This is a genomic window from Acinetobacter sp. PW68 (assembly GCF_020982655.1).
GTDB classification, from domain to species: Bacteria; Pseudomonadota; Gammaproteobacteria; order Pseudomonadales; family Moraxellaceae; genus Acinetobacter; species Acinetobacter towneri_A.
This window is the reverse complement of record NZ_JAHZSX010000001.1, coordinates 2,118,307-2,131,331: the sequence shown is the minus strand read 5'-3', so window position 1 is coordinate 2,131,331 and position 13,025 is coordinate 2,118,307. Positions and strand designations below refer to the sequence as shown.

The 13,025-nt window shown below is 43.5% G+C and carries 6 protein-coding genes, 6 tRNA genes, 3 rRNA genes and 1 pseudogene; 15 read left to right on the top strand and 1 reads right to left on the bottom strand.

What is annotated here, in order from left to right; translation table 11 throughout:
* Positions 1-28: 28 nt before the first annotated feature.
* From nadA to K1T76_RS10145, 5 genes are all read left to right on the top strand, one after another.
* Complete coding sequence (gene nadA, locus K1T76_RS10165; RefSeq protein WP_230245298.1) at positions 29-1,096, top strand: quinolinate synthase NadA; 1,068 nt, start codon at positions 29-31, stop codon at positions 1,094-1,096.
* Between the two features lie 154 nt (positions 1,097-1,250).
* Positions 1,251-1,327, top strand: a tRNA-Pro gene (locus K1T76_RS10160).
* A 46-nt stretch (positions 1,328-1,373) separates the two neighbouring features.
* Positions 1,374-1,450: transfer RNA gene (locus K1T76_RS10155), tRNA-Arg, on the top strand.
* Between the two features lie 40 nt (positions 1,451-1,490).
* Positions 1,491-1,566 (top strand) — tRNA-His (locus tag K1T76_RS10150).
* Between the two features lie 18 nt (positions 1,567-1,584).
* Positions 1,585-1,661 (top strand) — tRNA-Pro (locus tag K1T76_RS10145).
* Between the two features lie 190 nt (positions 1,662-1,851).
* On the opposite strand, the pseudogene K1T76_RS15130 reads toward K1T76_RS10145, so the two are convergent.
* Positions 1,852-2,001, bottom strand: a pseudogene (locus K1T76_RS15130) (YfiR/HmsC family protein); the annotation flags it as partial.
* An 856-nt stretch (positions 2,002-2,857) separates the two neighbouring features.
* Between K1T76_RS15130 and K1T76_RS10140 the strand changes: the two are divergent.
* The 10 genes from K1T76_RS10140 to hisG all read left to right on the top strand — a co-directional run bounded on the left by K1T76_RS10140 (position 2,858) and on the right by hisG (position 12,834).
* Positions 2,858-4,396 (top strand): 16S ribosomal RNA (locus tag K1T76_RS10140).
* A 59-nt stretch (positions 4,397-4,455) separates the two neighbouring features.
* A tRNA-Ile gene (locus tag K1T76_RS10135) sits at positions 4,456-4,532 on the top strand.
* Between the two features lie 103 nt (positions 4,533-4,635).
* A tRNA-Ala gene (locus tag K1T76_RS10130) sits at positions 4,636-4,711 on the top strand.
* A 386-nt stretch (positions 4,712-5,097) separates the two neighbouring features.
* A 23S ribosomal RNA gene (locus K1T76_RS10125) occupies positions 5,098-7,991 on the top strand.
* A gap of 212 nt (positions 7,992-8,203) precedes the next feature.
* Positions 8,204-8,318 (top strand): 5S ribosomal RNA (rrf, locus tag K1T76_RS10120).
* Together the 16S, 23S and 5S rRNA genes with 2 tRNA genes alongside form the textbook arrangement of a ribosomal RNA operon.
* A 210-nt stretch (positions 8,319-8,528) precedes the next feature.
* Positions 8,529-9,983 carry an RNA polymerase factor sigma-54 gene (locus K1T76_RS10115; RefSeq protein ID WP_230245296.1) on the top strand — a complete coding sequence of 485 codons (1,455 nt, stop codon included), beginning with the start codon at positions 8,529-8,531 and terminating at the stop codon, positions 9,981-9,983.
* Between the two features lie 168 nt (positions 9,984-10,151).
* A complete protein-coding gene (gene hpf, locus K1T76_RS10110; protein ID WP_004975196.1) occupies positions 10,152-10,484 on the top strand; it encodes a ribosome hibernation-promoting factor, HPF/YfiA family in 333 nt (110 codons plus the stop codon).
* 139 nt (positions 10,485-10,623) lie between these two features.
* Positions 10,624-10,875 (top strand): BolA family iron metabolism protein IbaG, encoded by a 252-nt coding sequence (gene ibaG / locus K1T76_RS10105; RefSeq protein ID WP_004975198.1) that lies wholly within the window; start codon positions 10,624-10,626, stop codon positions 10,873-10,875.
* Positions 10,876-10,882: 7 nt separating this feature from the next.
* The gene (gene murA, locus K1T76_RS10100) at positions 10,883-12,139 is read left to right on the top strand and encodes a UDP-N-acetylglucosamine 1-carboxyvinyltransferase (RefSeq protein WP_230245294.1); all 1,257 of its coding nucleotides are present in this window, start codon (positions 10,883-10,885) and stop codon (positions 12,137-12,139) included.
* Positions 12,139-12,834, top strand: a complete 696-nt coding sequence (gene hisG / locus K1T76_RS10095; RefSeq protein WP_070155719.1) for an ATP phosphoribosyltransferase — start codon at positions 12,139-12,141, stop codon at positions 12,832-12,834. Before murA ends, hisG begins: the two co-directional genes overlap by 1 nt.
* The last annotated feature ends 191 nt before the right edge of the window (positions 12,835-13,025 follow it).

Sequence of the window (13,025 nt, the reverse complement as noted above, 5' to 3'; positions counted from 1 at the left end):
CAAGCATGAAGATAGAGAAGACGTTGTTATGAATGATGCGACCAATTTAATTGCCAATGAAGCCAAATTAATTGTGCAGGCGCATTTAGATCGCTTGGGCGAAACCAAAGAACATCATTTGAGTGAGCAAGCCAAGCAGGAAAAATTTGCGCAAATTCAAGCAGAACTCGAAAAGCGTAATGCTGTCTTGGTCGCCCATTACTATTGCGATCCTGAAGTACAGGAACTGGCTGAATTAACAGGTGGCTGTGTTTCAGATTCACTGGAAATGGCACGTTTTGGTCGTGATCATGAGGCAACCACGTTAGTTGTGGCTGGGGTAAAGTTTATGGGTGAAACTGCCAAAATTTTATCGCCAGAAAAAACCATTCTTATGCCAACTTTAGAAGCGACTTGTTCACTAGATTTAGGTTGCCCTGTCGATGAGTTTGGCCGCTTCTGTGATGCGCATCCTGATCATACAGTTGTGGTTTATGCCAACACATCAGCTGCGGTAAAAGCACGTGCGGATTGGGTCGTCACCTCAAGCTGTGCGGTTGAAATTATTGAACACCTCGATAGTTTAGGTGAAAAAATTATTTGGGCGCCAGATCAGCACTTAGGACGCTATATTCAAAAGAAAACTGGCGCAGATATGCTGCTTTGGGATGGCTCGTGTATTGTGCATGAAGAATTCCGTTCACGCGGTATTGCCAATATGAAAGCCTTGTATCCTGATGCAGCAGTTTTGGTGCATCCAGAATCACCAGAATCTGTTGTTGATGTGGCTGATGCAGTAGGCAGTACCTCGCAACTTATTCAGGCGGCAAAAACTTTGCCACACGAGCGTTTAATTGTGGCAACTGACCGCGGTATTTTCTACAAGATGCAGCAAGCTGTACCAAATAAAATTCTAATTGAAGCCCCAACTGCAGGCGAGGGTGCAACCTGTCGTTCATGCGCACATTGCCCGTGGATGGCGATGAATGAATTAGATGGAATTTTGCATGTATTGCAAACGGGGGATCAAGAAGTATTCGTCGAACCTGCTTTGGCAGAACGTGCTAAATTACCATTAGATCGTATGTTGAATTTCAGTGCGAGCTTAAAACGCTAAAATTGATTGAAAAATATCAAAAAATGTTTGATAAATATACGGTTGAAGCTTTTTTTTAATTTTTTTTAAATATAGGTGTTGACGTCTCCGGGCGTCGCGCCTAGAATGCACACCGTACCGCACGATGTGCGATATACAAAAAGCTGAGATGAATCGGAGCATAGCACAGCCTGGTAGTGCACCTGGTTTGGGACCAGGGGGTCGTAGGTTCGAATCCTACTGCTCCGACCAATTCTTCAAGGCAACGTATCGCATGATATTATGTATCATCGGTCATGCGCCTGTAGCTCAGTTGGATAGAGCATCCGCCTTCTAAGCGGATGGTCACAGGTTCGAATCCTGTCAGGCGCGCCATTATTGTTGGTGGCTTGGTATAAAAGAACCCAACTTGATGGTGGATGTAGCTCAGTTGGTAGAGCCCTGGATTGTGATTCCAGTTGTCGCGGGTTCGAATCCCGTCATTCACCCCAATCTCTTTAAGAGATCAACGGAGCATAGCACAGCCTGGTAGTGCACCTGGTTTGGGACCAGGGGGTCGTAGGTTCGAATCCTACTGCTCCGACCATTATTCTAAATAGAATAGCTGCTAAACAGATATGGTCAAATCAATAAAGATACCGCGTTAAGCGGTTTTTTTATGCCTGAAATTTATGAAAGCCTTATTAGTTTAAAAAGGCTTTGTTGCACAAAGATTTCATAATTATATGATTTTAAAAGTTTTGATTATTTTTGATCCAGAATTAAATTTATTTAAATCATATGCTTACACATTTATGCAACAAAGCCACTTTAGACTGGGTTAAGCTTTCCATATTAACTTTAAAGGCATAATTTTGATTCTTCTTATAGATGCAAAATGCGCTTCCTGTTTCACAGTCTAGATTGTTCATGCTAATAGATAAGGCAGGAAATTGTACTTGAGTATTTAGAGTAAGTTGTTCTTGTACTGAAGAAAGCGTAAAAAAATTAAGATTTGGTAGTTGGTCTGAGCAATATTTCTGAGTGAAATAGAGTGATTGTCATAGTTGTGATGTGAACGCTTGGCTTTTTTAAATTGTTGTGCCATCACATGATTGTCTATGATGCAAAGCTTTGGCGTGTCATGTTCCCATTTTGCGTAAGATAAAATAGGGAATGTAGTGCTATAAAGATTCGATGTGGGTAAAGCACACAAAAGTAGGCGTTAGCATTGCTACAAATGACAGCAAGTTTATTATTTAAAATTTTGAGTCATTGGGCACAACACGAACGAACATAAAAATCGTGTAGCTAATATTTTAAAATAAGCCTACTGTTAATTTTGAGCAAGAATGATACAGATTTAAAATATTTTGCTGAATAAATAACCACTCGAACTGAAAAACGCATAAAACTTAAAAAGAGGGGTTGCTTGTTAAAATAATTGTCCTATAATGCACATCCATCGGCGGTGATGCAGATTAAAACTTCTGATAAAACAATGACTTGATTGAAATTGATTGGGTTGAGTTTTAGAAAGTAAGTTTAAAATAATTTAAATTACCAGTTGACACTTTAGAAATAAAGCGTAATATAGCCGACCTAGCTTGATGCTGACGAAGCGTTGAGAAGATCATTAAGAGATTATGAAGAACAACTTGTGTGGATTTTTACTGATTGATTGATCGAAATTATTTCATTGATTGATTGGTTTAAATTACTCGAAGTTTATTTGAGCGAAATTTAAGTCAGAAAATTGATGAGCCAGATTTGGAAGTTTAGATTAAAACTTCAAAATGATTTTAACTGAAGAGTTTGATCATGGCTCAGATTGAACGCTGGCGGCAGGCTTAACACATGCAAGTCGAGCGGGCGAGGTTGCTTCGGTAACTGAGCTAGCGGCGGACGGGTGAGTAAAGCTTAGGAATCTGCCTATTAGTGGGGGACAACATTCCGAAAGGGATGCTAATACCGCATACGTCCTACGGGAGAAAGCAGGGGATCACTTGTGACCTTGCGCTAATAGATGAGCCTAAGTCGGATTAGCTAGTTGGTGGGGTAAAGGCCTACCAAGGCGACGATCTGTAGCGGGTCTGAGAGGATGATCCGCCACACTGGGACTGAGACACGGCCCAGACTCCTACGGGAGGCAGCAGTGGGGAATATTGGACAATGGGGGGAACCCTGATCCAGCCATGCCGCGTGTGTGAAGAAGGCCTTTTGGTTGTAAAGCACTTTAAGCGAGGAGGAGGCTTACCTGGTTAATACCTGGGATAAGTGGACGTTACTCGCAGAATAAGCACCGGCTAACTCTGTGCCAGCAGCCGCGGTAATACAGAGGGTGCGAGCGTTAATCGGATTTACTGGGCGTAAAGCGCGCGTAGGTGGTTAATTAAGTCAAATGTGAAATCCCCGAGCTTAACTTGGGAATTGCATTCGATACTGGTTAGCTAGAGTATGGGAGAGGATGGTAGAATTCCAGGTGTAGCGGTGAAATGCGTAGAGATCTGGAGGAATACCGATGGCGAAGGCAGCCATCTGGCCTAATACTGACACTGAGGTGCGAAAGCATGGGGAGCAAACAGGATTAGATACCCTGGTAGTCCATGCCGTAAACGATGTCTACTAGCCGTTGGGGGATTTGATCCTTTAGTGGCGCAGCTAACGCGATAAGTAGACCGCCTGGGGAGTACGGTCGCAAGACTAAAACTCAAATGAATTGACGGGGGCCCGCACAAGCGGTGGAGCATGTGGTTTAATTCGATGCAACGCGAAGAACCTTACCTGGCCTTGACATAGTAGAGACTTTCCAGAGATGGATTGGTGCCTTCGGGAATCTACATACAGGTGCTGCATGGCTGTCGTCAGCTCGTGTCGTGAGATGTTGGGTTAAGTCCCGCAACGAGCGCAACCCTTTTCCTTACTTGCCAGCATTTCGGATGGGAACTTTAAGGATACTGCCAGTGACAAACTGGAGGAAGGCGGGGACGACGTCAAGTCATCATGGCCCTTACGGCCAGGGCTACACACGTGCTACAATGGTCGGTACAAAGGGTTGCTACACAGCGATGTGATGCTAATCTCAAAAAGCCGATCGTAGTCCGGATCGCAGTCTGCAACTCGACTGCGTGAAGTCGGAATCGCTAGTAATCGCGGATCAGAATGCCGCGGTGAATACGTTCCCGGGCCTTGTACACACCGCCCGTCACACCATGGGAGTTTGTTGCACCAGAAGTAGGTAGTCTAACCGCAAGGAGGACGCTTACCACGGTGTGGCCGATGACTGGGGTGAAGTCGTAACAAGGTAGCCGTAGGGGAACCTGCGGCTGGATCACCTCCTTAACGAAAGATTGACGATTGGTAAGAATCCACAACAAGTTGTTCTTCATTGATGTATCTGAGGGTCTGTAGCTCAGTTGGTTAGAGCACACGCTTGATAAGCGTGGGGTCACAAGTTCAAGTCTTGTCAGACCCACCATGAGCAAGACTTAAAGCACTGCTTTAAGGCGAAGCGCAAGGCAAACGAACGTGAGTGAGTGCGCAGGCTATAATCTGATACATCGAATCACAGATGATAAGCTGGGGACTTAGCTTAGTTGGTAGAGCGCCTGCTTTGCACGCAGGAGGTCAGGAGTTCGACTCTCCTAGTCTCCACCACGTACTTATTAAGTGCGGGAATAAGCTAAAGATTGCAGAACTTAATAAAAGATCGAAAGAATCGAGAGATTAGATTTGATGGTTTATTAAGTTCTGTGATTTATCACAGTTGACTGCAGTCCGACGAGGATGCAGTGAATCATTAACAGATTGGCAAAAATTGAGTCTGAAATAAATTGTTCAACTCATTTCATATAGGATTGACAGTAATACTTCGGTGTTACGGTTTAATTACGAATTGAAATGAGAACTAGCAAATTAACTGAATCAAGCGTTTTGGTATATGAATTTAGATTGAAGCTGTATGGTGCTTAAGTGCACAGTGCTCTAAACTGAAATGTTGAAGTTACTAACTTGTAGGTAACGTCGACTGTTTGGGGTTGTATAGTCAAGTAATTAAGTGCATGTGGTGGATGCCTTGGCAGTCAGAGGCGAAGAAAGACGTGATAGCCTGCGAAAAGCTCCGGGGAGGCGGCAAATATCCTTTGATCCGGAGATGTCTGAATGGGGGAACCCACCTACCTTAAGGTAGGTATTGCAACATGAATACATAGTGTTGCAAGGCGAACGAGGGGAAGTGAAACATCTCAGTACCCTTAGGAAAAGAAATCAATTGAGATTCCCTCAGTAGCGGCGAGCGAAAGGGGAAAAGCCCATTAAGTTATGTGTGTTTTAGTGGAATGCTCTGGGAAGTGCAACCATAGTGGGTGATAGTCCTGTACACGAAAGGGCACACATAATGATGACGAGTAGGGCGAGGCACGTGAAACCTTGTCTGAATATGGGGGGACCATCCTCCAAGGCTAAATACTCCTGACTGACCGATAGTGAACCAGTACCGTGAGGGAAAGGCGAAAAGAACCCCTGTGAGGGGAGTGAAATAGATCCTGAAACCGCATGCATACAAGCAGTGGGAGCCGACTTGTTCGGTGACTGCGTACCTTTTGTATAATGGGTCAGCGACTTATATTCAGTAGCGAGGTTAACCGAATAGGGGAGCCGTAGAGAAATCGAGTCTTAATAGGGCGTATAGTTGCTGGGTATAGACCCGAAACCGGGTGATCTATCCATGAGCAGGTTGAAGGTTGGGTAACACTAACTGGAGGACCGAACCCACTGTCGTTGAAAAGCCAGGGGATGACTTGTGGATAGGGGTGAAAGGCTAATCAAACTCGGTGATAGCTGGTTCTCCCCGAAAGCTATTTAGGTAGCGCCTCGGACGAATACCATTGGGGGTAGAGCACTGTTTCGGCTAGGGGGTCATCCCGACTTACCAAACCGATGCAAACTCCGAATACCAATGAGTACTATCCGGGAGACAGACTGCGGGTGCTAACGTCCGTAGTCAAGAGGAAAACAATCCAGACCGCCAGCTAAGGCCCCAAAATCATAGTTAAGTGGGAAACGATGTGGGAAGGCATAGACAGCTAGGAGGTTGGCTTAGAAGCAGCCACCCTTTAAAGAAAGCGTAATAGCTCACTAGTCGAGTCGGCCTGCGCGGAAGATGTAACGGGGCTAAAACTATGTGCCGAAGCTGCGGATGCATAATTTATTATGCGTGGTAGGGGAGCGTTCTGTAAGCCGAAGAAGGTGTATTGAGAAGTATGCTGGAGGTATCAGAAGTGCGAATGCTGACGTGAGTAACGACAAAACGGGTGAAAAACCCGTTCGCTGAAAGACCAAGGGTTCCAGTCCAACGTTAATCGGGGCTGGGTGAGTCGACCCCTAAGGCGAGGCCGAGAGGCGTAGTCGATGGGAAATTGGTTAATATTCCAATACTTCAGTGTAATGCGATGAGAGGACGGAGAAGGTTAAGTCAGCCTGGCGTTGGTAGTCCAGGTGAAAGGAAGTAGGCATGCATCTTAGGCAAATCCGGGGTGCTCTATGCTGAGATCTGATAGCAAGCTGTACTTGTACAGTGAAGTGGCTGATACCCTGCTTCCAGGAAAAGTCTCTAAGCTTCAGTTACACTGGAATCGTACCCGAAACCGACACAGGTGGTCAGGTCGAGTAGACCAAAGCGCTTGAGAGAACTCTGCTGAAGGAACTAGGCAAAATGGTACCGTAACTTCGGGAGAAGGTACGCTGTTGACGGTGATGGGACTTGCTCCCTGAGCGGTTGACAGCCTCAGAAACCAGGCCGCTGCAACTGTTTATTAAAAACATAGCACTCTGCAAACACGAAAGTGGACGTATAGGGTGTGATGCCTGCCCGGTGCTGGAAGGTTAATTGATGGGGTTAGCGTAAGCGAAGCTCTTGATCGAAGCCCCAGTAAACGGCGGCCGTAACTATAACGGTCCTAAGGTAGCGAAATTCCTTGTCGGGTAAGTTCCGACCTGCACGAATGGCATAATGATGGCGGCGCTGTCTCCAGCAGAGGCTCAGTGAAATCGAATTCGCCGTGAAGATGCGGTGTACCCGCGGCTAGACGGAAAGACCCCGTGAACCTTTACTGCAGCTTGACATTGAACTTTGACCTTACTTGTGTAGGATAGGTGGGAGGCTTTGAAACTTGGACGCTAGTCCGAGTGGAGCCGTCCTTGAAATACCACCCTGGTAATGTTGAGGTTCTAACTCTGTCCCGTTATCCGGGACGAGGACCATGTCTGGTGGGTAGTTTGACTGGGGCGGTCTCCTCCTAAAGAGTAACGGAGGAGTACGAAGGTGCGCTCAGCGTGGTCGGAAATCACGCGTAGAGTATAAAGGCAAAAGCGCGCTTAACTGCGAGACCCACAAGTCGAGCAGGTACGAAAGTAGGTCTTAGTGATCCGGTGGTTCTGTATGGAAGGGCCATCGCTCAACGGATAAAAGGTACTCTGGGGATAACAGGCTGATACCGCCCAAGAGTTCATATCGACGGCGGTGTTTGGCACCTCGATGTCGGCTCATCTCATCCTGGGGCTGAAGCAGGTCCCAAGGGTATGGCTGTTCGCCATTTAAAGAGGTACGCGAGCTGGGTTTAGAACGTCGTGAGACAGTTCGGTCCCTATCTACCGTGGGCGCTGGAAATTTGAGAGGATCTGCTCCTAGTACGAGAGGACCAGAGTGGACGAACCTCTGGTGTACCGGTTGTGACGCCAGTCGCATCGCCGGGTAGCTATGTTCGGAAGGGATAACCGCTGAAAGCATCTAAGCGGGAAGCCTACCTCAAGATAAGATTTCCCCGAGGCTTTATGCCTCCTAAAGAGCCGTTGAAGACTACGACGTTGATAGGTTGGATGTGGAAGCATAGCGATATGTGAAGCTGACCAATACTAATTGCTCGTGAGGCTTGACTATACAACACCCAAACAGTTGGGGTTGAATGTTCAATCGATTCAAATCCAATCAGTCAATACAGACTGACCTTGATTTAGTTAAGGCTAAACAATAAAATTCAGACCCAATAGCCAACCTGTTAATAACTCATTTGGAACAAAGTAAGGCATTACATGCAAAAGCATCAAGCAAAAGCAATGTAACTAAGACCCGAACAAGTCCATAACAGTTGTGCTGGCGACAATAGCAAGAGTGAACCACCTGATCCCTTCCCGAACTCAGAAGTGAAACCTCTTCGCGCTGATGGTAGTGTGGGGTTACCCATGTGAGAGTAAGTCATCGCCAGCTCATTATTCAAACACCCTCAACTAACGTTGGGGGTGTTTTTTTATGGGGAAAGATAAGTAGAAAAAGAGAATAAATTGAATAGATTTTCTAATTAAAATCTTTATGTTTTTTCATAAATTTATGTTATATCTAATAAAACGGCATAGAAATTGCTTATCAAAAACTTATGTATTAAGTTTTTGAAAAAATAAATTTAAAAGAGTGGTGAAAATGAAGTTATCGGTTGGATTAAAAGTTGCAAACTCCTTGTCGCTGACACCGCAGTTACAACAAGCCATTCGTTTGCTTCAGCTTTCAAGTTTAGAGCTTGAACAAGAAGTTCAAATTCAGTTGGACAGTAACCCTCTATTAGAAAAAGTCGAAGAACAAAGTAGTTTCGAAAGTTTATCCACTTTAGAAGAGCAAGAACATAATCAAAAAGATTTAACCAAAGAATTAAATGCAGATCATCTGCCTAATGACTTGCCTGTCGATACAGACTGGGATGATGTGTACACTCATTTACCCACGAGTTTGGGCACGGCGGAATATGAAGAGCGAGAGGATAATCGTCAAGGGCACTTGGGTTTAAAAGAGCATATGATGCAACAAATCAATCTGTTGCATTTTTCTCAAGTCGAGCAGCTCATTGCTTACTGTATTGTTGATGCTTTGGATGACAATGGTTTCTTGGATTGTGAAATATCGGAAATCACAGCATCTGTGCAACATTTATTGATCTCAATGGAATACGATGATGAAGTTGAAGACGATGAAGTTTTAGTCGTTTTGAAACATATTCAGCGTTTAGATCCAATTGGAATTGGTTCTCGTAATTTGGCGGAATGCTTATCTATTCAGCTTGAAAGTTTGGCTACAGATGTACCGTATCGGCAGGAAGCACTGCAACTATTGCAGCATTATGAGTTATTAATTTCTAATGATTTAGCCAAGTTGATTAAGCAAACGGGTTTAAGCGCCGATCAGCTTCAGCATGCAGTGGCTTTATTAAAAACGTTGAAAGCGCATCCTGGTACTGCATTTGAAGATCAGGAGTCAGACTATCAAATTCCCGATGTGGTGGTCAGTAAAAAGCAGGACCATTGGCAGGTGCAGCTGAATCCTGATGTTGTACCGAAGCTTAGAATCAATTCATTTTATGCCAATATGATTAAACGCGCAGATCAAAGCGAAGAAAATCAATATTTGCGCAATCATATGTTGGATGCAAAAAACTTTATTAAAAGTGTCGATGAGCGTCATAAAACTTTATTAAAAGTCGCGACCTGTATTGTGCAGCATCAACGTGAATTTTTAGAAATTGGTGCTGAAGGAATGAAGCCTCTGATTTTGCGTGATGTCGCCGATGAGGTGGAGTTGCATGAATCTACAGTTTCACGGGTGACGACCAATAAATATATGTTAACTCCGCGCGGTTTATTTGAATTGAAATATTTCTTTTCAAGTCATGTCGGAACTAGTTCGGGTGGAGAAGCATCTTCAACTGCGATTCGAGCCAAGATTAAAAAGTTAATTGCAGATGAAAATCCACGTAAACCTTTGTCAGATAACACAATTGCTAATCTTCTTAAGGAAGAAGGAATTGATGTCGCACGTAGAACGGTTGCGAAATATCGTGAGTCATTAAATATTCCGTCATCTTCTGAGCGAAAAGTCTTGATCTAATTTTTAAAATCGGTCTATTCTAAGGATTCATTATGACCAAATAATGAATCTTTTTTTTGAAGGAATAGTTAGACATGATTTAAAGTGACCTCAGCAGTGTTCTGTTATTTGACAATCAATCATGTGAACTATGCCTTCCTAATTCTAATGAAGGTGAGGGATAGAATTATGCAAATAACAATTCGTGGACATCACTTAGCTATAACCCCTGCAATTGAAGAAAATATTCGACTTAAATTTGCACAAATGACCAAACATCTCGATCAGGTCAATAGTATGCAGGTGAAATTAAGCAAAGATCATCAAATCGATAAACATTCTAAAAAAGGCAGCGCCAATCATATTGCAGAAGCGATTATTCGTTTACCTGGAACGGAGCTTTTTGCGCAGGCCAGTGCTGATGATATGTATACTTCAATTAAGATGATGACAGAAAAATTAAAACGTCAGTTAGAAAAACATCGGAAGATGCAGCTGGATTATCAGCCTTTAGCCATCTAGTCAAAATATGATTTAAAAAAGAGGTTTTGGATAAACCTCTTTTTTTATTGCGATAATGTATAGGATTAATGAATTATTTTTTCTATTTATAGTAAAATGACAGGTTTTTACACCGTTGGTCCTATAAGAGGTCTTTGTGATGAATAGTGAACAGCTCACTGAAATTTTAAAAGCTGCTTTTCCAGAGGCTGAAGTTGCTGTAAGTGGGCAAGGCGGCAAGTTTGATCTTCGTATTGTAGATAATCAGTTTGAAGGTAAGCGTCCTGTTGCTCGTCAACAAGCAGTGTATGCACCATTGAATAGCTATATTGCCAGCGGTGAAGTTCATGCGGTCACAATTCGTGCAATGACACAAGAAGAATGGCGTAAAGCAAGCTTATTTGGAGCTTAATAATTTAATGGATAAATTTTTAATTCAGGGCGGTAATAAGCTCGAAGGTGAAGTGCGCATTTCTGGTGCAAAAAATGCAGCCTTGCCACTTCTTGCTGCAATGATTCTTGCAGAAACACCAATAACATTGAAAAATGTTCCAAATTTAAAAGATGTAAATACCTTGGTGAAGTTGATCGCAGGCTTGGGCATTAATATGTCTTATGAGGGCGATACTGTCATTGCGGATACCTCAACATTGGACAACCAATTTGCACCTTATGAATTAGTCAAAACCATGCGTGCTTCTATTTTGGTGCTTGGTCCATTAGTCGCGCGCTATGGTAGTGCAAAAGTATCTTTGCCTGGTGGCTGTGCAATTGGTTCTCGTCCTGTCGATCAACATCTTAAAGCACTTGAAGCTTTAGGCGCAGAAATTGAAGTTGAGAATGGTTATGTGAATGCCAAAGTCAATGGTCGCCTTAAAGGTGGCGAAGTGGTCTTTGATATGGTCACAGTTGGCGGTACAGAAAATATTCTCATGGCGGCAGTATTGGCAGAAGGTGTGACTACTATTCGTAATGCTGCACGTGAACCTGAAATTACTGATCTTGCGCAAATGCTTATTAAAATGGGCGCTAAAATTGAAGGTTTAGACACCGATACTTTAGTGGTTACAGGTGTTGAGCACTTGCATGGTTGTGAGTATTCGGTGGTTGCTGACCGTATCGAAACGGGTTCTTATTTGGCTGCAGCTGCAATTACAGGCGGTAAAATCAGAACCACACATACCGATCCTGCCTTGCTAGAATCTGTGTTAGATAAGTTTGAAGAAATGGGTGCGGAAGTCACACGTGGCGATGACTGGATTGAACTGGACATGATGGGCAAGCGCCCTAAAGCCGTGAGTTTCAGAACTTTACCACATCCTGAATTTCCAACAGACATGCAAGCACAGTTAATGGCGGTGAATGCGATTGGACGCGGTTTTGCTACCATTTCGGAAACTATTTTTGAAAACCGTTTTATGCATGTCCCTGAGTTGTCACGTATGGGTGCCAATATTCAAGTAGAAGGCAATGATGCGGTGGTGACAGGCGTGGAAAAACTTTCTGCTGCACCTGTTATGGCAACTGATTTACGTGCCTCATTCTCGTTGGTGTTAGCAGCATTGGCGGCAGAAGGCGAAACATTGATTGACCGTATTTATCATATTGATCGCGGTTATGAAAATGTAGAACAAAAGTTACAAGGTTTAGGCGCCCAAATTAAGCGAGTAAATTGATGAATGACATGAGAAACGATGATCCAAATTTTGACGTCATGGGCAATTTTGATCATGGTTTAACTTTGGCATTAAGTAAGGGGCGAATTTTAAAAGAAACTTTGCCTTTATTAGAAACTGCGGGAATTAATTTACTGGAAGACCCAGATAAATCACGTAAGCTAATTTTCCCAACCACACATAAACAAGTGCGTATTTTAATTTTACGTGCTTCTGATGTACCCACTTATGTTGAAAATGGTGCGGCAGATATTGGGGTAGCGGGTAAAGATGTGTTGATGGAGCATGGCGCTCAAAATGTATATGAGCCGCTAGATCTGAAAATTGCCAATTGTAAATTGATGACTGCGGGCAAGGTTGGTATGCAGCGTCCAAAAGGTCGTTTAAAAATTGCCACTAAATACGTGAATTTGACCCGTCAATACTATGCCAGCTTGGGTGAGCAGGTTGATGTCATTAAACTCTATGGTTCAATGGAATTAGCACCATTGGTCGGTTTGGGGGATTACATTGTCGATGTGGTGGATACAGGCAATACTTTGCGTGCCAATGGTTTAGAGCCGTTAGAAGAAATCTGTAAAGTATCTTCACGTTTAATTGTCAACAAAGCCAGTTTTAAGCGTAAGCAAGATTTGCTCAATCCAATTTTGGCACAACTTGAAAAAGCTGTGGCAGAACGCGAGTTGGCAAAATAATCTGCTTAAATCTGTATCCGTCATCCTGTCTTCTCAAAAAACCGTCATTCAATGGCGGTTTTTTATGTTAGTGCATGATTCTGTTCTTGAATGATTTTAAACGTGAATTTCCATCAAAACATACTGCTTTCGCCATGTATAGACTCCCACAAAGCCCTAGAAACAAGGTAAACTAAACTTTTCTATCAAAC